This window comes from Salinimonas lutimaris, assembly GCF_005222225.1.
Classification (GTDB): domain Bacteria; phylum Pseudomonadota; class Gammaproteobacteria; order Enterobacterales; family Alteromonadaceae; genus Alteromonas; species Alteromonas lutimaris.
The window spans coordinates 3,051,987-3,071,354 of record NZ_CP036536.1 but is presented as its reverse complement, the minus strand read 5'-3'; the positions used below and the strand labels follow the sequence as shown (position 1 = coordinate 3,071,354).

Sequence of the window (19,368 nt, the reverse complement as noted above, 5' to 3'; positions counted from 1 at the left end):
AGGCTAATACACCGCGAGGCTGATACCAGCCGGGCTGCTGTTAGTCCGGCTGGGTCAGGGTTTGCTGGGGCACCAGCGACTGATACGCCATTATCAGCTTTTTGGTCATACTGTGCTGAGGCCAGCGGAAGATGGTATCGGTTTTTCCTGTCTCCACAATCCTGCCTTTTTCCATCACGATGACTTTATCGGCAATGTGACGGACGATCCCCAGATTATGCGAAATAAAAATAAACGACAGCCCCAACTCGTTTTGTAAACCCAGCAACTGATTGACCGTCTGGGAGCGAATTGAGGGATCAAGTGCGGCAAAGGGTTCATCGGCCACCAGAATTTTGGGCTGCAGGACCAGTGCCCGGGCCAGAGCAACCCGTTGTTGCTGACCGTCTGAGAGCATGTGCCGGTAAAAGTAAATATGATCGCGCAGCAGCCCGACCTTACGCAGGGTTTCTTCTATTCTTGCCCGGCGCTCCGGTTCTGATAAACGGGTGTTAAGGCGCAGTGGCTCATCCAGAATCATACCCACGGTAATACCGGGATTCATCGCTTCACTGCTGTGCTGAAAGATCATCCGGATATCATTGCTGGCATTATAGCTTTTGGTCGACTTGCGCTTAGCTGCGTTATACGCCACATTACTTAGAAATATTTCTCCTTCATCAGCGGCAATGGCGCCAACCAGCATTTTGGCCAGTAGTGATTTACCCGCCCGGTTTTCCCCGATAATGGCGATGGTTTCCCCTCGTTTTACTGACAAATCAATCGGCCCCAGCTCAAAGACCTCAGGCTTTTTCAGCCAGCGTTTACGGTCGCTGTGGCGGAACAACAACCCGCTGACATGCATGATTTCGTTCATAGCTTCTCCATATGCAGCGGAAAGTGACAGCTATAGGTATGGTCGTGGATCCGGCGCACAGATGGGGTGATAACACAGTCTTTCTGGGCTCTGGGACAGCGCGGGCCAAGCCGGCAACCAATGGGAACATGTTTCAGTGACGGTATAGTTCCATCCAGTGAAGGAAGCATACTTTTGGGCGGCAGATCATTTCTGAAACTGGGCGCACTGTCCAGCAAGGCCTTGGTATAAGGATGCAACGGTCGTTTTCGCAGCATTTTCATGCGCCCGGATTCCACAGTCTGGCCGCAGTAGAGTACCGTCATGGAGTGGGCCATACTGGCAATAGCCAGCAAATCGTGACTGACAAACAAAATTGACAGAGATTTTGTCTGGTTCAGCCGGCTCAGCAGTTTAAGCACCTGGGTTTTGGTGGTGGTTTCCATGCCCCGGGTCGGGTCATCGGCAATCAGCATTTTAGGCTGTGAAATTAATGCCATGGCCAGCATAAATTTTTGCCCGATATCGTTGGGGATCTGGTGCGGAAAAGCATTTAAATAGTGCCGGTGGTGTTTAATACCTACCTTATGCACGGTAGATATCGCTGATTTTCGCCGAGACTGGCGACGCTGCCAGAACCATTTTCCTTTTACCAGTTCATCCGGAATGCTTTCTTCAAGCTGCTCACCCAGGGTCGCAGACGGGTCAAGCGCCGTGATAGGGTTTTGATAGACCACGGCAATATCCCGGCGCATAATTTCGCGGCGCTTTTCTGCTGACATCGACAACAGGTTTTCCCCTTTCCAGCTCATCCGGTCTGCGGTGATATGGAACTGATGGGGCAGGGTGCCGGAGATAGCAGACACAATCAGGCTTTTTCCGGAACCTGACTCACCCACCAGCGCTCTGATTTCACCACTGTTAACCGTCAGGCTGACCTTATCCAGAGCTTTGACCCGACTGTTTCCGGTATCAATTTCCAGCGTCAGGTTTTTTATATCAAGTAATGGCATTAGTGGCTGACCCTTTTTCTTAAAGCTGAGCGCAATCCGTCGCCCACTATGTTTATGGCCAGAACCATCAAAAAGATGGATAAACCAGGCAGTGCTGCATTCCAGGGAGCCAGGTAGGCCACATCTAACCCATCCGCCAGAATGGCGCCCAGTTCAGGCAACGGTGGCTGAGCACCTAAGTTCAAGAAACCCAGCGCAGAGACGTCAATGACTGCGATAGATAAAGCCAGCGAGCCCTGAACAACCAGCATTTCAATCATATTAGGCAAAATCGAGTGGCGGAATAACTGCCAGGGATTTGCGCCATCGAGGCGGGACGCCAGAATATATTCTTTTTTCATTTCACTACGCACAAACGAGCGCGTGTAGTGAATAAACTGCGGAGTAAGCGCTAATGTAATAGCCCACATACTATTTACCAGACCGGTTCCCAGAATGGCGACGATAATAATCGCAATGAGCAGGGTAGGGATGGCCATCAGGGCATCCAGCAGGTGGTTAATTACGCTTGAGCGCACGCCACTGGTCATGCCGGCCAGTGTACCTACGCTGACTCCCAGCACCATCGCCAGCAATACCAGCATTAAGCTAGTGCCAAACGTAACCCGACAGCCATACACAATTCGCGAAAACACATCCCGGCCCAGTGCATCGGTACCAAACAAATGGCTGATAGTGCCGTTTAATTCCCAGCTTGGCGGTATCAGCAGAGCATCAATATTCTGTTGCAGCGGATCATAAGGGGCGACCACCGGGGCAAAAATGGCAAAAAAAGCAAAGGCACCCAGTATAATCAGCCCGACAAAAGCAACGTGGCTGGCTTTAAATTCCCGCCATGTGCGCTGCCAGGGAGACGGGTGATATTCCTCATCATACAGACTAAATTGTGACACGTTCGTACTTGTCCCTGCTTGGATCGATCAAGCGGTTGAATAAATCAATCAGAATCGTCAGCAATATCACTAACGAGGCCACGGCCAGCATTCCCACCCGTAACGCCGGATAGTCACGCTGATAAATTGCTTGAATCAGCCAGTTACCTATACCCGGCCACGAAAACAGGGTCTCTACAATCATCGCGTTGGTAATAAGCGATGTGATCTGAATAGCCATCAGCGGCAAAATCGGTAGCAGGGCATTACGCAGAATATGCCGCACAAAAATTTGCCGGCGGGATAATCCCCGGGACCGGGCAGCAGCAATGTAGGGCCGGTTCAGCACATCAATGATAGAGCGGCGGGTAATTCGAATCAGCGAAGCGGTACTGATAACGCTGAGAGCCAGGGTGGGCAACATTAAATGGTGCAGGGCATCAGTAAATGCCAGCCAGCGATCCACATCCGGAGCAAGCAGAATATCAATCAGAATAAACCCAGTCTGATCAGGAATATTAAACAGCAAGCTGTTACGGCCAGACAGTGGTGCAATATTCAGCTCCAGACTGAAAATCAGTATAAAAACCAGCGCCAGCCAGAAAACCGGAAACGAATACCCTACCATGCTGGCTGAATTTATCAGGTAATCGGTTTTGGTGTAGCTGCGCAGGCCGGCATAACAGCCTACCGGTACACCAATTAGCAGGGCAACCAGCATTGAATAGGCAGCCAGTTCAATGGTGGCCGGCAGGGCCAGACCAATTTCTTCGCGTAACGGCAGGCCAGATACAAAACTGTAGCCCCAGTTGCCGGAGAGCAACTGCCACAGATAATTAGAAAACTGCACCAGATAACCGGCATCCAGTTTATGCTGCTCAGCCAGCACATTACGCTGAATCTGGTTTTGCGGGGTGATTCCCGTCAGGTTTGACAGCACATCACCGGGAAACATATAAGCAAGCGCAAACGACATCCCGGCCAGCACCAGTAGGGTCAGAATAAAAAGAACGCTGTAACGGCCCAGTATACGTATCACAGTTGCTTTATCACTCCGCCAAATCGAACACCACCGTACGGGTTAATCTGCATGCCTTTCAGGGCATCGCGATGTGCCTGATAACGATAAGCATGGGCAATCGGTACCAGCGGTAGTTCTTTAAATAAAAGGGTGTTGACCTGTTGGTATAACGCTTTGCGCTGCTCCAGATCTTCTGTTTTCAGTGCCTGCTCTATCAGTGCATCGTATTCTTCGTTGCACCACATGGCACGGTTCGTCCCTGAGGGTATGGCCCCGCAGCTTAGCAGGGGCCGGTAAAAGTTGTCCGGGTCACCATTATCGGCAGACCAGCCTATCAGAACCGAATCATGCAGTCCTTCACGAAGGTGGCGACGAAAGGTGGTCCAGTCATAGGTTACAATATTGACATTGATATCAACATCGCTCAGATAGCGCTGTATAAGCTCAGCCATTTTGGCGGCATTGGGATTATAAGCCCGCTCAATAGGGATGGCCCAGATAGTCATGGTAAAGCCGGGCTCAATTCCCGCTTCTTTAAGCAACTTTCTGGCTAATACCGGATTATAGGCAGTATCTTCTGCATCATTCTGGTAGGCCCAGCTGGCAGCGGGCAGCAGGCTTTTGGCTCTGGATGCACTATCAAAGTAAACCGCTTCTAGCAGCGTGTTTTTATCAATTGCATAGGCCAGCGCCCGGCGCACTTTAGGATTATCAAAGGGCGGCCGCTGCGTGTTAAACGCCCAGAACCCCACATTCAGTCCTGGTTTTTCAGCCAGATCCAGTTCATCCCGGTTACGGATAATGTCCAGCTCAGTCTGGGCCGGAAAGGCAATCGCATCGCACTCGCCGGTCAGTAATTTAGCCAGCCGCAGTGAGCTCTTGGGCGTGATATCGTAAATCAGTCGCTCTGCCTGACTGGTGTCGCGCCAATAGTCATCATTACGGTGATAGCGAATAAAGTGGTCTTTGCGATAGCTTTCAAACTCAAACGGGCCGGTGCCAATGGGAAAATGATCCAGCTTTTCCGGGGTGCCCTGGTCCATCAGGTAATCTGCATATTCCTGAGACAGCACGACAGAGAAATCTGTGGCCAGATTAGCCAGGAAAGAGCTGTCGCGCTGGGCCAGGTGAATCTCAACCCGATAGCCGTTGATGCGCTTCAGGCTGGCTATATTTTCCGCCAGCCCCAGACTTTCAAAATACGGATACCGGCCACCGGATACATTGTGATAAGGGTGCGATGCCTGACGCCACCGGTTAATGCTGAACAGGACATCATCAGCATTGAAATTGCGGGTGGGGGTGAAATAGCTGGTAGACTGAAACTGCACATTTTTGCGTAGCTGAAAGGTGTAGATCAGGCCGTCATCTGAAATATTCCAGCTGCTGGCCAGGCTTGGCACAATGCGACCTGAGTCAGGATCAAAGTCCAGCAGGCGATCGTAAATCTGGTGCGATGTGGCATCTGAGGTGGTGGCAGACGTATCCAGCTGGGGATTGAAATTGACCGGGTTGCTTTCTGAGCAATAAATGATACCGGACTGGTAAAAATCATCTTTTTGATGCTTACTGCAGCCACTGACTGCCAGCAGTGCGCTAAGTGCCATCAAGGCCATGCGCCTGCCTATCACTGCCCGGGTTAAGGTCATGAGTGGGTTCACTGTGCTTCTGCCGTATCCTGACCAGAGTCTAACAAATTGTATTTCTTAAGATAACCTCGCAACTGATGATAGGTTAACGAAAGTTTTTCGGCGGTTTTTTTCTGGTTGTACTGACTGTCAGCCAGGGCTTGCCTGAGCATATCGATTTCAAACTGCTGAGAGCGCTCTTTTAAATCAATCGGGTAATCAGGCGTGCAGATAGTCGGGTCGTTCACCGTCTCAGATGTTATTGTGCTGACCGGTGCCGGCTCAGCAGCTACTGGCGCGGCCGGTGTCTCTTGCAGGCGGTCTTTGGTTTTAACCCGACCGGTGGGGCGAAATGCCGAGGCAAACGGATCTAAAATGATTTCGTGAACGGGCAGATGCGGGTTATTGCATCGGTAAACCGCACGCTCAATTACGTTTTTAAGCTCCCGGATATTACCCGGCCAGTGATATTCCATCAGCGTCCGCCGGGCTTTTTCGGTAAACCCGCTAAACAGCTCCATTTCCAGCTCGCGGGCCATACTGATGGCAAAATGCTCTGCCAGCATCATGATGTCTTCGGGGCGCTCGCGTAACGGAGGAATGGTTATTACATCAAAAGCCAGCCGGTCGAGTAAGTCAGCCCGAAACTCACCGGCATCAGCCAGCGCCGGCAGATCTTCATTGGTGGCTGCTATCAGACGAACATCGGTTTTGATGGTGCGACTGCCACCAACCCGTTCAAATTCACCATATTCAATAACCCGCAGCAGTTTTTCCTGAATCAGGCCAGAAGTATTGGCCAGCTCATCAAGAAACAGAGTGCCGTTGTGCGCCACTTCAAAGCGGCCTTCACGACGCTTGGCTGCGCCAGTAAAAGCCCCGGCCTCATAGCCGAAAAGTTCGCTTTCCAGCAGGTTTTCATTCAACGCTGCACAGTTCAGTTTGACGTAGTTCTGGTCCCAGCGCTGTGACAAAAAATGAAGTCGTGCTGCAATCAGTTCTTTGCCGGTACCACGCTCGCCAATTACCAGCACCGGTTTGTTCAGCGGCGCTATTTGTGAGATCTGCTCAAGCACCTCAAGAAAACTATTTGCGTGGCCCAACAAATTATCTTGTTGGCGAAATCTACTCATTTATTCCCTCAAAACTTAGTCATTTCGACCAATTAATAGTGTAGTTTAAAAAAGACTGATATACGACTACTTATTAAGCGACGGAAATTAAAATTAAAACAACGAGTTAGCACTTGTGGCGAGATGGCAAGCATATTGAATAGTGTTACTTCAGTTATGAGACTAACCATGCCACAGGCATTTATCACAGCTAGAGGTAAAGATTATGGGTATCTTCTCGCGTTTCACCGACATAGTGAACTCAAATATTAATGCATTATTGGATAAGGCTGAAGACCCTGAAAAAATGGTTCGCCTAATTATTCAGGAAATGGAAGACACACTGGTAGAAGTGCGGTCTGCCTCGGCCAAGACCCTGGCCAGTAAAAAAGAAATTACTGCTCAAATCAATAAGTATGAGAGTGATGCAGCGGACTGGGGCGCAAAAGCTGAACTGGCGCTAAGCAAAGAGCGTGAAGATTTGGCGCGTGCAGCCCTGCAGGAAAAGAAAAAAGCAGCTGAAGCGGCGGATGCACTGGGTCGCGAACTGGCCATAGTGGATGAGCAAATCAGTAAGCTGCAGGAGGAAGTGGGTCAGCTGCAGGAAAAACTGGCCGATGCTAAGACTCGTCAAAAAGCGATTATCATGCGCCAGAAAACCGCCAGCTCACGCCTGGAAGTTAAGCGCACGCTTGATAGCAGCAAAGTCGATAATGCGATGGGCCGGTTTGAGCAGTATGAACGCAAAATTGACGATCTTGAGTCGCAGGTTGATGCTTATGATTTGGGCAAGAAAACCTTGCAGGATGAGTTTGCCGGCTTAGAAGCAGATGATAAGATTGATGAAGAACTAGCCGCTTTAAAGGCAAAGTTAAACAAGGATAAGCCTGCACAGTAAGCGGTGCGCCGGAACCTGCTGCTACGCTCACACGCAGCAGGGCTGGCCTTGAGATGTGAGCACACATCAACAGATACGGAGCAAATAATTATGGACGAAGCAATACTGGGGTTACTTATTACGCCAATCATTTTATTTATGATTCTGGTTGCCCCTATCTGGCTGATTTTGCATTACCGAAGCAAAAAACACATTGGCCAGGGGCTGAGTAAAGAAGAAAACGCATCGTTACAGGAACTGGCTGAAAAAGCGGATGTGATGGCCGAACGAATTAAAACGCTGGAAGCGATTTTAGATAGTGAAGCACCGCAATGGAGAGACCGGGCATGAAAATAAATAAGCAATTATTCCGCGACTCTGACAATGGCCGTATTGCCGGTGTATGTGCGGGCATTGCCAATTACTTCGGTCTTGAGCGCTGGCTGGTACGAATTCTGGCTGTGACTGCATTTTTTCTGTTAGCCGGCCCGTTTATGTTTGTTGCTTATCTGGCTTGCTGGTTCATTCTGGAAAAAAAGCCAGCCAACTACCAGGATCCGACCATTGCAGTGGACCTGCATCAGGCTGCCGGCAAAGGCTGGCGTAATCCGGCAGGACGCCACGCTTCATCCGCCGATGACGAGAAAGTGGCAGTTAAAACCAAAGTTTGGCAGGCAGGTGAGCCGCCCGCAGTAGTGTTAAGTAACATTGCCCGCCGGTTTAACGACAGTGAGCAGCGGCTACGCAAGATGGAAAAGTATGTGACATCACGCGAATACCAGCTAAGCCGCGAGATTGATAAGCTGTAGAATCCGTCCTGTCATCCCGGAATCGCGAAGCGATATCCGGGATCTCCTGCAAATGTCACTCACCTTATTTAGCTGCCGTATTTGGTCGGCCAGCCTGTTCAGGCGATCCCTGCTTGAGCAGGGACGACAGTGGATATAGCGGTAACTTCACCCTATCCGTCGTCCAGGAATCGCAGAGCGATATCCGGGATCTCCTAAAATGTCGCTCATCTTGTTTAGTTGCCGTATTTGGTCGGCCTGCCTGTTCAGGCGATCCCCGCTTGTGCAAGTACAACACTGGATATAGTGGTAACTTCACCCTAACAGTCGTCCCGGAATCGCGAAGCGATATCCGGGATCTCCTGAAAATGTCGCTCATCCTGTTTAGTTGCCGTATTTGGTCGGCCTGCCTGTTCAGGCGATCCCCGCTTGTGCAAGTACAACACTGGATATAGTGGTAACTTCACCCTAACCGTCGTCCCGGAATCGCGAAGCGATATCCGGGATCTCATTTAGTTGCCGTATTTGGTCGGCCAGCCTGTTCAGGCAATCCCTGCCAGCCTAAGGGAGCCGCAGATACATCTAATGTAAAATTTATGTTACATCAAATTGACAGATGACTTCGGGCTGTGCTCTTTTGCCTGCCTGCTTTTTCGATAGACTACACAGGTATAGTTTACGTAAAGGTAAAGCGAGGCATTATGGCAAAACAAACACAGTATCAGTCCAGAAGCTCGGATAAAAACGGCTACATTGCGTGGTCGCAGGACGAGCATCAGATTTGGTCTGAGTTGTATCAACGCCAGATTACACTGATTCAGGACCGCGCCTGCCAGCAATATCATGATGGACTGGCCTTGCTGGAGTTGAATGACCAGCAGATTCCTCAGTTACCCGAGCTCAATACCCGGCTAAAAGAGGCGACAGGGTGGCAAACCGCTGAAGTGCCGGCGCTAATAAACTTCTCTGAATTTTTTCGTTTACTGGCAAACAAGCAGTTTCCGGTAGCCACCTTTATTCGTAGTCGTGAGGAATTTGATTATCTGCAGGAGCCGGATATTTTTCATGAAGTATTTGGCCATTGCCCGCTACTGACCAATCCGGCGTTCGCCCATTTTACTCATACCTATGGCAAGCTGGGACTGGCAGCCAGCAAAGAAGATCGGGTATTTCTGGCCCGTTTGTACTGGTTTACCGTAGAATTTGGTCTGGTTAACACCGCCGACGGATTGCGGATATATGGCGGCGGGATTTTATCTTCTCCAGGCGAAACAGTGTATGCACTGGAAAATGACACGCCGGTGCGTCAGCCACTTGACCCGGTTGACGCGCTGCGTACACCTTACCGGATTGATATTATGCAACCGCTTTATTATATCCTGAATCAGTTCGATGATTTGTACACGCTGGCAGAAGCGGACATTATGAGTATGGTTAAACAGGCGCGCGAACATGGTTTATTTGCCCCCCGCTTTGCGCCTAAAGAGAAAAGTGCCAGCGGGCAAAACTAACCGTAGCGAAGAAGCGTAAAAAATACTTCACTTGTTACAAAGTTGTGATATGCTGTAAAAATAACTTTACAGGTGAAGTGAGCTATGCGGTTAGAAATAAGCTGTCAGGACAGATTAGGGATAACGCAGGACGTTCTGGATATTTTAGTGACGCATGAGATCGACCTCAGAGGCATTGAAATTGACGTTGGCGGTAAGATTTTCCTCAATTTTCCGAATATTGAATTTGCAGACTTTCAGCATCTGATGCCTAAAATCCGTCGGATTGATGGTATCGATGATGTAAAAACCACGCCTTTTATGCCCGCCGAGCGCGAGCGCAATCAAATGGCTGCCATTCTACAGACGCTGCCAGATCCGGTATTTTCTATTGATACCCGTGGGCATATTTTAATGTGCAACGAAGCGGTGATGAGTGGTCTGGAAATGACACTCAATGACATCAAGCATTCAGATGTTTCTGAGTGGGTGAAAGGCTTTAACTTTCACCGTTGGCTGGAAGCCGATGATATTCGTCCGCAATCGGCCAAGGTTCAGTTTATTCAGCAAGATTATCTGGCCGATATGCTGCCTATACAGGTTGCCGATGGTGAAGACGGTACGATTATCGCCGGTGCGGTCGTACTGCTTAAATCTGAAATGCGACTGGGCCAGCAGTTTTCTGCATTTCACCAGACCGACACCGACAGCTTTGACCATTTCATTACTCATTCCACAGCCATGCACAAAGCGGTTAAAGAAGCCCGTAAAGTGGCCGACCTGGATGCCCCGGTGCTGATTTTTGGTGAAACCGGCACCGGTAAGGAAATGATTGCGCGAGCCTGTCATCAGGCCAGCCGACGGGCTGACGGAGAATTTCTGGCTCTCAATTGTGCTTCTTTACCTGATAGCGTGGCAGAAACCGAGTTATTTGGGTATGCCGCCGGCGCGTTTAACCAGCCAGAAGGTAAAGCCGGATTACTGGAACTGGCCGCCGGCGGAACACTGTTGCTGGATGAAATTGCTGATATGTCGCCCCAGTTACAGGCGAAGCTGCTCCGGGTTATGGAAAATGGCGAGTTTCGCCGGGTAGGCGATGATAAGCCGGTAAAAAGTAATGTCCGGTTTATCTGCACTACCTGCCGTGACCTGGGCCAGCTGGTGGAAGAAGGTTTGTTCAGAAAAGAGCTGTACTATCGTCTGAATGTACTGGGTCTGGTGATGCCGTCGCTTAAAGAGCGCAAGCCGGATATTGTGGCACTGGCAGAATCATTCATAGTGCAACACAGCGCGAAACTGGGCCGGCGACCGGCCAAGCTCAGTAAAAGCTGTGTTGATTATCTTCAGCAATATCCCTGGCCGGGCAATGTTCGTCAGTTACAAAACGCGTTATACCGTGCCTTATCTTTACTTGATGGTAATGAAATCACCAAAGAAGATATTCAGCTTCCCAGCTGTGCTCCCAGCATGACTTATATTGACGAAAACTTTGAGGGAACGCTGGACGAAGAAGTGAAGAAGTTCGAGCGTGACTTACTTCGCAGGCTGTATCCGTCCTATCCCAGCACCCGGCAGCTGGCCAAAAAATTGGGGCTCAGTCATACCGCTATTGCCAATAAACTGCGCGAATATGGCATCAATAAAGCGACTGTAAAATTATAATTACGCAAAAGTATGCTTTGGTTTACGCCCACATCCTGTTGTGGGCGTTGTTTTATGGGAAATAAATAACTTTTCGCCTGCTGTCCAGCAAACAATACACTTTTACTTTCCACATCCTGTTTCGCTCTTTAGGGCCTGCCTCTATCCCATCGCGCTATTTTGTTGTCTGATGTGTAAAAACATTGTTAACGAATAACGACAGGGTAGCTATATGACTAATCGCGACACCACCTACAACCCGCTGGGCACAGACGGTTTTGAATTTGTTGAATACACTGCCGCTGATGAGAAGGGTATCAATGCACTGAAAGGCTTATTCAGCTCGCTCGGCTTTGCTGAGGTGGCGGTACATAAATCAAAGCAGGTGTGGCTGTACAAGCAAAATGATATCAATTTTATCATTAACGCAGAGCCGGCTTCACAAGCTGAAGAGTTTGCCCGTTTACGCGGTCCCAGTGTCTGTGGCATGGCGTTTCGGGTCAAGGATGCGGCCGCTGCAATGGAGCATGCGCTACAAAATGGTGCCAAGCAGTTTGTGGGTAATCTTGGCCCGATGGAGCTTAATATTCCGGCGGTTTATGGCATTGGCGAAAGCACCTTGTATTTTGTCGACCGTTACACCAAAGACACCATCTACGATGTCGACTTCCGGTTTTACGATGACTGGCAGGAGCGTATGAGTGAAGCCGGCTCCGGTCTGATGTTTGTTGATCATCTCACGCACAACGTCAAACGCGGCAATATGTCGGTGTGGGCTGACTTTTATGAGCGTCTGGGTAATTTCCGTGAAATCCGCTACTTCGACATTGAAGGCAAACTGACCGGTCTGGTGAGTAAAGCCATGACCTCGCCATGTGGCAAAATCCGTATTCCCATTAACGAGTCGTCTGACGATAAATCACAGATTGAAGAGTTTATTAAAGAGTACAACGGCGAAGGTATTCAGCATATTGCACTATCAACAGACGATATTTACCGCACGGTCACTGAACTGAAAGCCCGGGGCATGAAGTTTATGGATACCCCGGATACTTATTATGAAGCGGTCAATGCTCGGGTAGAAGGGCACGGCGAGGATCTTGATAAGTTACGTGAGCTGCGTGTGCTGATAGACGGTGCCCCGATGAAAGATGGTATTCTGCTGCAAATCTTTACTGACACGGTCATCGGCCCGGTATTTTTTGAGATTATTCAGCGTAAAGGCAACGAAGGATTCGGCGAGGGCAACTTTAAAGCCCTGTTTGAATCTATTGAGCAGGACCAGATTCGCCGTGGTGTCATTACCGAAGAGCAACACAATGCGTAACTGGATCCGGTTCCCGACTGCTCAGGGAACCCATTCCAGACAGGCACATGCCGATTTCCCGGAGCAAGGCATCTACGAGCGGGAAATTGGCCGTAACGGCTTTTTTGGTCCGGCCACGCACATGCACCATAAACATGCTCCAACCGGCTGGAGCGACTGGCAGGGCGAGCTGAGACCGCGGGCATTTGATCTTAACCTGCTAGAACAGCAGGACTATGAAGTGGCCACAACCAGTCCGTTCGCGGCGCCGGTAATTCTGCATAACGCCCATTGCCAGTATCGTTTCTGGAAATGCGACCAGCCGATGCAAAAGCTGGCCCGTAACGCCGATGGCGACGATTTACTGTTTATTCACGAGGGCCATGGGTCGCTGTTTTGTGATTACGGACATTTGCCGGTAGAAAAGGGCGACTATGTGGTTTTACCACGTTCCACCATGTGGCGCCTGAGCCCGCAAAGCCCCATGCAGATGTTGCTGATTGAGGCCACCAATGATGCCTATCAGTTACCGGAAAAAGGCATGGTTGGCGGGCACGCTATTTTTGATCCGGCAGTGCTTGATACCCCGCAAATAGATCAGACGTTTCTTGACCAGCAAGATGAGAATACCTGGCAGGTGGAAGTGAAGCGTCACCAGCAATTGTCCTGTATCACTTATCCGTATAATCCGCTGGATGCGATTGGCTGGCATGGTGATTTATCGGTGGTGCGGCTGAACTGGCGGGATATTCGTCCGCTGATGAGCCACCGGTATCATTTGCCGCCGTCAGCCCATACTACCTTTGTGGCTAACCGGTTTGTGATTTGTACCTTTGTACCCCGGCCGATTGAGTCAGATCCCGGGGCGCTCAAAGTACCTTTTTACCACAACAACGACGATTACGACGAAGTTCTGTTTTATCACGAGGGTGACTTTTTCAGTCGTGACAATATCGAAAAAGGCATGGTGACCTTTCACCCGGCCGGATTTACGCACGGTCCTCATCCCAAGGCCTTTGCCGCTGGACAGCAGCATGCAAAAAAATTCACCGACGAAGTGGCAGTGATGCTCGACACCCGGGATGCACTGTATACCGGCGATGCGGCGAAAGCCGTAGAAAATCCTGCCTACGTGAAGAGCTGGCAGGCCACTGAATAAGGAATGAATAATGAAACTTGCAACTTATAAAAATGGTACCCGGGACGGCGTACTCATGCTGGTATCCCGGGATCTACAACATACCTGTGAGGTGGCGGATATTGCGCCAACATTACAGTTTGCGCTGGATAACTGGGCTGAAGTGGCGGGTAAACTGCAAACCCGTTACGAGCAGCTTAACGACCGGGTCACCGACAGTCAGCCGTTTAATCCGGCCCGCTGTGAATCGCCGCTGCCACGGGCCTACCAGTGGGCTGATGCCAGCGCTTATGTCAATCATGTTGAGCTGGTGCGCCGGGCCAGAAATGCAGAAATGCCGGACAGTTTCTGGACCGACCCGCTGATGTACCAGGGCGGCTCTGATGATTTTATCGGGCCGCGCGATGATGTGGTGCTGCCCAGTGATGAGTGGGGAGTAGATTTTGAAGCAGAAGTGGCGGTGATCACTGACGATGTGCCCATGTTTTGTAACACCAGTACAGCAGCCAGCCGGATCCGCCTGCTAATGCTGGTTAACGATGTTTCATTGCGCGGCCTGATTCCCGGTGAACTGGCTAAAGGCTTTGGCTTTTTCCAGTCTAAGCCGGCCAGTAGCTTCTCGCCGGTGGCGGTCACCCCGGATGAACTGGGCGATGCCTGGCAGGACAATAAAGTCCATCTTCCGCTACGTTCAACCTATAACGGCCAGCTGTTTGGTCAACCCCAGGCCGGCGAGGATATGACGTTTGATTTTGCCCGGCTGGTGGCGCATGCCGCAAAATCCCGTAATCTCGGGGCGGGTACCATCATTGGTTCTGGCACGGTCTCGAACAAGCAGGGTACGGCGCACGGTACGGCCATTGATGAAGGTGGCGTAGGCTACTCTTGTATCGCCGAAGTCAGAATGATTGAGACCATTCGCGACGGCAAGCCTGCCACGCCGTTTATGCAGTTTGGCGATCGTATTCATATCGACATGCTCGATGCTGCCGGCAACAGTATTTTTGGCGCTATTGATCAGCAACTTAAACCACTGAAAGGCTAAGCGAGGCGGTTATGGCACTGAAACTCTATGGTTACTGGCGCTCGTCTGCGTCTTATCGGGTGCGCATTGCGCTAAACCTCAAACAACTCGATTATGAATATGTGCCGGTACATCTGATTAACGAGGGGGGCGAACAGCATCACCAGGCTTATCAGCGGTTAAATCCGGCACAACTGGTCCCGGTGCTGGTGGACGATGATGAAGATCTGATCCTGAATCAGTCACTGAGTATCATAGAGTTTCTGGACGAAAGGTATACCAGCGGGTGTTCACTGATTCCGGACCATCCGCTGGAGCGGGCCAGGGTGAGGGCACTGGCACAGGATTTAGCGTGCGATATGCAGCCGCTGGGCAATTTGCGGGTGTTACAGCAACTTGAACAGCGATTTGCCGCAGACGAACAAGCTAAAGCCGCCTGGGTAAGACACTGGAACGAGCAGGGGCTGTCTGCTATTGAGCAGCGCCTGCAGACTCAGGCCGGCAAGTACTGTTTTGATTTTGACGTGACACTGGCTGATGTGTGTCTGGTACCGCAGATTTATGCTGCGCTGCGCTTTGGCGTATCGCTGGATGCCTACCCGCTGGTCAGCAAAATTTACCACAATTGCGAACAACTGGATGCCTTTGCCCAGGCGCGTCCCGAGCGGCAGAGCGACGCACCTGCCTGATTCAGGACTGGTGAAAACTGGCCCGGCATTGTCTTGCCGGCGCTGTTTAATTACTGGCTTTTAATCGGCAGGGCCGTGGTATTTTTAACCTGCTTCAGGGCAAACGTTGAACTTAAATGGTCAACCAGGGGCAGGTGAGTCAGTTTATTTTTTAACAGGAATTCATATTCCTCAATACTTTCCACCACCACTTTCAGTAAGTAGTCTTTTTCACCGCTGGTGGTATGGCACTCCACAATTTCATCAACAAATTGCACTGCCTGCTCAAAATCGGTTAAAGAATCTCCATCGTGATTCTTCAATGTGACAAAGATAAACACTGACACGCCGAGATTCAGCTTTTTGCTGTTTAGCAGGGTGACTTTTCCCAGTATAATTCCCTCAGACTCCATGCGTTTAACACGGCGCCAGCAAGGAGTATGTGACAGGCCGACTTTCTGGCTTAAATCAGCCATGGATACGGTCGCGTCCTGTTGTAAAACGCGTAAAATTTCGCGATCAAATTTATCTAGTTTCATTACTGCGATCTCATGCAATTATGATATGCATTATATAATAATATTTTTTCTAGGATAAACATCCTAGCAGAAATTCAGAATAAGAAATATTATCTCACGATGTTAAATTCATTAACAAACATCGCAAGGCATATCCTCTGCATTTATAGCTATGATCGCGTAAACAAATTTCTACAAATATGAGGGGCTATGTCAGTTTTCGATCATCCAGAGTTTGATAACCACGAACACGTTGCGTTTTATCATGACAAAGAAGCGGGTTTAAGTGCAATTATTGCAGTGCATAACACAAACCTTGGGCCAGCATTGGGTGGTTGCAGAATGTGGCCTTACATCAACAGTTCTGAGGCACTGACTGATGTGCTTCGTCTGTCGAAGGGAATGACATACAAAGCGGCCATGGCCAACCTGAAACTTGGTGGTGGTAAGTCGGTCATTATTGGTGATCCGCGTAAAGCAAAAACCAAAGAAATGATGACGGCCATGGGTAAATTTGTAGACTCACTGGGCGGTAAGTATTTTACTGCTGAAGATTCGGGCATTGCTGTGACCGACCTGCAGACCATGGCCGAGCAGTCTGAGTATATTGCCGGGGTTCAGGCGCAGTATCACTTTGCCGGAGAGAAACCAGATGGTAATCCTGCGCCTTCTACCGCTTACGGTGTGTTTGTTGGGTTAAAAGCGTCAGTTGAGTATGCGCTGAAATCTGACTTACAGGGTGTGAAAGTAGCGATACAGGGCATGGGGCACGTTGGTTTTCGTCTTGCTCAGCATCTTAAAGCTGCTGGCGCTGAGTTATTTGTTACTGACATTTATCCCGAAGGCATTGAACGGGCAGTAGAGGAACTGGGCGCAACACCGGTAGCACCGGAAGAAATTTATGCGCTGGATGTGGACGTGATCGCCCCTTGTGCGTTAGGTGCATCAATTAACGACACAACCCTGCCTACCATCAAAGCCAGAGTGATTGGCGGCGCGGCAAACAATCAGCTGGCCAGAGAAGAGATTGGCGACATTCTACATAAGCAGGGCATTTTGTATGCACCGGACTATGTACTAAACGCCGGTGGCATTATTGATATTTATCATCAGCGTATGGAAAGCTCATCAAACGAGGCGCTACGTGCTCACATTGAAGAGATTGGTGATACCCTGAAAGAAATCTATACCCGCGCGGATGCTGAGCAAAAAGCCACCAATCGGGTCGCAAATGTGATTGCTGAAGAGAGATTTTCAAACAAAGCTTGAAACTTAAAAGCAGACTCGTTATAGTGCGCGCCGCTGACAACGAAGGAGATTCCTTATGTTGCCAGCGGTTTTCAATGGTGGACTCCTGGTCCCCTCGCAATGATACTTTGTGAACTCGGTCAGGCCCGGAAGGGAGCAGCCGCAGCAAACGACTCATGTGCCGAGATGTGGCTGGGGGTCCGCCACCCAACTCCTACGAAATTAATTCCTGAAGTTTTTTCTTTTCCAGAAAATTAACCGCCTTTTCTACGGCTTGTTCTACATTCATTTCCATCTGCTGACGCTCCGTCTGCGACAAATAAAACGCCATATCAACATCAAACCGAATATATCGCGGCGGTACCTGATTCAGCGCCAGACAGCATATGTCTGCCAGATAATCAGCATTATAAGTTTTATCCAGCCCCAACGCGGTCACGCGCTCTGTGATCAAATGCTCATAAAAGTTGTGAATATCATCGTGTAGTTTCATTGCACAGGTCCTTTGTAAGTCAGTCTTTCCAGTTGCTATACCGGCAAATCAGCTCAATAAATCAGCACCGGTCAGTTCAATGGTAGACTAAATTGTCGCGACTGCAAAAAGGACACAGGCATGAAAAAAAATACCACACCCGTGTATTACGGCGATTATCTGCAACTGGATAAAATTCTTGGCGCACAGGCTTTTCAAAGTAGCCGGTATGCCGAACCTGCCCATGACGAAATGTTGTTTATCATTGTGCATCAGGTATATGAACTGTGGTTCAAGCAAATATTGCACGAGCTCAATGCAGTCATTGATACATTCAACCAGTCAGAAGTGCCGGATCAGGCGCTCATTACAGTGGTGCACAGGCTGCAGCGTATTGTGCAGATTCAGCAGCTGATGAATGATCAGATCAGTGTGATGGAAACGCTGACACCGCAGCAGTTCTTATCGTTTCGTGATTATCTGGTTCCCGCTTCGGGATTTCAGTCTATCCAGTTTAAGCGACTGGAAATTGCGCTAGGTCTGAAGCGCGAATATCGAATCGACTTTGATAAACAGAGTTTTTATGCCCGGCTGACTGAGCAGGACCGGCAATTGCTAGAAGGACTTGAGGCTAAACCTAGTCTGTTTGAACTGATTGATACCTGGCTGGCCCGGCTGCCCTTACTCAAACACAATAACTTTGCGTTTTGGGAACATTATCAGCAGGCCACCGCTAAAATGCTCGCCGATGACCAAGAAATTATCAGCAGTAATAACACGCTTAGCGACAAAGAGCGGCGACAAGAGCTAAAAGACTGGGAACAGACACATCAGTCCTTTCAGGCCCTGTTTAACCGTCAGGCTTATCAGCAGTTGCAGGAACAGGGGCTATTTCGTTTAAGCCACGATGCTATGCTGGCCACACTGTTTATCAAACAGTACGCAGAGGAGCCTATTTTTAATCTGCCTTTTCAACTGATTACTGCGCTGACCGACATCGATGAAAAGCTGACAATCTGGCGTTACCGCCATGCCATGATGGTTCAGCGTATGCTGGGCACAAAAATAGGTACTGGTGGTTCTTCGGGCCACACCTACCTGAAAAAGACGACTGAATCCAATCGTATATTTCTCGACTTTTTCAACGCCGCAACCTTTTTACTGCCCAAAGATATGCTGCCGCCACTACCGGCCGAGGTTGTCCGAAAGATGCGGTTTGGGGGCAGTCCTGAGTGACGGTATTTCATTTTAAATGGTTAGATATTTCTCTTTGCCGATTTCTTAAATTATGAAGATTACACAATCGTTTGCTGAAGCGTTAGACGTAGCCCTGAAGCTGATAATGTCTTTAATAAAGCCTTGGCCTGAATGACACCTCACATGGTGCTGTGTGACAGTATCGGCCGTCAGTATTGTGCAGGCTATTGCCTGTTTTTGATGTAACGCAGAAAAGGGATAAGTGGGCCCTGTTTACTACATTCATTGCTTTTTATTGATGAACTAACAGAACCACTACTTCAACGAAGTCGTTCGGTCATTTTCATCTGCATACAAAAACTTATGCGCTAGTTATTCATAAGGTTGCGTCTTTATAAATATAAGAAAAATACAATTTATAAAATAAGAGATACATGAGATGAGCAATGAGCATCTCGAAGGCTGCGATTTTAGAGGAGGGAATAGTTTCATGTAACATTATAGTTACAAAGTGTAGTAG

Annotated in this window: 19 protein-coding genes and 1 other RNA gene; 12 read left to right on the top strand and 8 right to left on the bottom strand. The window is 49.4% G+C overall.

The window, feature by feature from the left end; genetic code table 11:
• Positions 1–40 precede the first annotated feature (40 nt).
• From EZV72_RS13490 to pspF, 6 genes are read right to left on the bottom strand one after another with little or no spacing between them, the layout of a single operon-like run.
• Positions 41–856 carry an ATP-binding cassette domain-containing protein gene (locus EZV72_RS13490; RefSeq protein WP_137167719.1) on the bottom strand — a complete coding sequence of 272 codons (816 nt, stop codon included), beginning with the start codon at positions 854–856 and terminating at the stop codon, positions 41–43.
• Entirely contained in the window at positions 853–1,848 is a 996-nt protein-coding gene (locus tag EZV72_RS13485) for an oligopeptide/dipeptide ABC transporter ATP-binding protein (protein WP_137167718.1), read from the bottom strand. Before EZV72_RS13485 ends, EZV72_RS13490 begins: the two co-directional genes overlap by 4 nt.
• Complete coding sequence (locus tag EZV72_RS13480; protein ID WP_137167717.1) at positions 1,848–2,741, bottom strand: ABC transporter permease subunit; 894 nt, start codon at positions 2,739–2,741, stop codon at positions 1,848–1,850. Before EZV72_RS13480 ends, EZV72_RS13485 begins: the two co-directional genes overlap by 1 nt.
• On the bottom strand, positions 2,728–3,759 hold the full coding sequence (locus EZV72_RS13475) for an ABC transporter permease (protein WP_232364423.1): 1,032 nt from the start codon (positions 3,757–3,759) through the stop codon (positions 2,728–2,730). Before EZV72_RS13475 ends, EZV72_RS13480 begins: the two co-directional genes overlap by 14 nt.
• Positions 3,756–5,348, bottom strand: a complete 1,593-nt coding sequence (gene sapA, locus EZV72_RS13470) for an ABC transporter substrate-binding protein SapA (RefSeq protein ID WP_175405182.1) — start codon at positions 5,346–5,348, stop codon at positions 3,756–3,758. Before sapA ends, EZV72_RS13475 begins: the two co-directional genes overlap by 4 nt.
• 50 nt (positions 5,349–5,398) lie before the next feature.
• Positions 5,399–6,502, bottom strand: coding sequence for a phage shock protein operon transcriptional activator (gene pspF, locus EZV72_RS13465; RefSeq protein WP_137167716.1), 1,104 nt, complete (start codon positions 6,500–6,502; stop codon positions 5,399–5,401).
• Between the two features lie 205 nt (positions 6,503–6,707).
• Between pspF and pspA the strand changes: the two genes are divergently transcribed.
• The 9 genes from pspA to maiA all read left to right on the top strand — a co-directional run bounded on the left by pspA (position 6,708) and on the right by maiA (position 15,434).
• Positions 6,708–7,379 carry a phage shock protein PspA gene (pspA, locus tag EZV72_RS13460; RefSeq protein ID WP_137167715.1) on the top strand — a complete coding sequence of 224 codons (672 nt, stop codon included), beginning with the start codon at positions 6,708–6,710 and terminating at the stop codon, positions 7,377–7,379.
• 90 nt (positions 7,380–7,469) lie between these two features.
• Positions 7,470–7,709, top strand: coding sequence for an envelope stress response membrane protein PspB (gene pspB / locus EZV72_RS13455; RefSeq protein ID WP_137167714.1), 240 nt, complete (start codon positions 7,470–7,472; stop codon positions 7,707–7,709).
• Entirely contained in the window at positions 7,706–8,167 is a 462-nt protein-coding gene (pspC, locus tag EZV72_RS13450; RefSeq protein ID WP_137167713.1) for an envelope stress response membrane protein PspC, read from the top strand. The genes pspB and pspC overlap by 4 nt, the downstream gene beginning before the upstream one ends.
• A gap of 650 nt (positions 8,168–8,817) precedes the next feature.
• Entirely contained in the window at positions 8,818–9,657 is an 840-nt protein-coding gene (gene phhA, locus EZV72_RS13445) for a phenylalanine 4-monooxygenase (RefSeq protein WP_269747640.1), read from the top strand.
• Positions 9,658–9,741: 84 nt separating this feature from the next.
• Entirely contained in the window at positions 9,742–11,298 is a 1,557-nt protein-coding gene (gene tyrR / locus EZV72_RS13440; protein WP_137167711.1) for a transcriptional regulator TyrR, read from the top strand.
• Positions 11,299–11,509: 211 nt separating this feature from the next.
• On the top strand, positions 11,510–12,604 hold the full coding sequence (gene hppD / locus EZV72_RS13435; protein WP_137167710.1) for a 4-hydroxyphenylpyruvate dioxygenase: 1,095 nt from the start codon (positions 11,510–11,512) through the stop codon (positions 12,602–12,604).
• On the top strand, positions 12,597–13,742 hold the full coding sequence (locus EZV72_RS13430; protein ID WP_137167709.1) for a homogentisate 1,2-dioxygenase: 1,146 nt from the start codon (positions 12,597–12,599) through the stop codon (positions 13,740–13,742). The genes hppD and EZV72_RS13430 overlap by 8 nt, the downstream gene beginning before the upstream one ends.
• A 10-nt stretch (positions 13,743–13,752) precedes the next feature.
• Complete coding sequence (locus EZV72_RS13425) at positions 13,753–14,766, top strand: fumarylacetoacetate hydrolase family protein (protein ID WP_137167708.1); 1,014 nt, start codon at positions 13,753–13,755, stop codon at positions 14,764–14,766.
• An 11-nt stretch (positions 14,767–14,777) separates the two neighbouring features.
• Positions 14,778–15,434: a maleylacetoacetate isomerase gene (maiA, locus tag EZV72_RS13420; RefSeq protein WP_137167707.1), complete on the top strand. Its 657-nt coding sequence runs from the start codon at positions 14,778–14,780 to the stop codon at positions 15,432–15,434.
• Between the two features lie 50 nt (positions 15,435–15,484).
• On the opposite strand, the gene EZV72_RS13415 is transcribed toward maiA, so the two are convergent.
• Positions 15,485–15,952, bottom strand: coding sequence for an Lrp/AsnC family transcriptional regulator (locus tag EZV72_RS13415; RefSeq protein WP_137167706.1), 468 nt, complete (start codon positions 15,950–15,952; stop codon positions 15,485–15,487).
• 189 nt (positions 15,953–16,141) lie between these two features.
• On the opposite strand from EZV72_RS13415, the gene EZV72_RS13410 reads away from it, so the two are divergent.
• Together EZV72_RS13410 and ffs are read left to right on the top strand one after the other, a co-directional pair.
• Complete coding sequence (locus EZV72_RS13410) at positions 16,142–17,200, top strand: Glu/Leu/Phe/Val dehydrogenase dimerization domain-containing protein (RefSeq protein WP_137167705.1); 1,059 nt, start codon at positions 16,142–16,144, stop codon at positions 17,198–17,200.
• A gap of 83 nt (positions 17,201–17,283) precedes the next feature.
• An RNA gene (gene ffs, locus EZV72_RS13405) (signal recognition particle sRNA small type) lies at positions 17,284–17,380 on the top strand.
• Between the two features lie 13 nt (positions 17,381–17,393).
• Here ffs and EZV72_RS13400 read toward each other — a convergent pair.
• Positions 17,394–17,672 carry a late competence development ComFB family protein gene (locus EZV72_RS13400; RefSeq protein ID WP_137167704.1) on the bottom strand — a complete coding sequence of 93 codons (279 nt, stop codon included), beginning with the start codon at positions 17,670–17,672 and terminating at the stop codon, positions 17,394–17,396.
• Positions 17,673–17,792: 120 nt separating this feature from the next.
• Between EZV72_RS13400 and EZV72_RS13395 the strand changes: the two genes are divergently transcribed.
• Entirely contained in the window at positions 17,793–18,887 is a 1,095-nt protein-coding gene (locus tag EZV72_RS13395; protein ID WP_137167703.1) for a tryptophan 2,3-dioxygenase family protein, read from the top strand.
• Positions 18,888–19,368 lie beyond the last annotated feature (481 nt).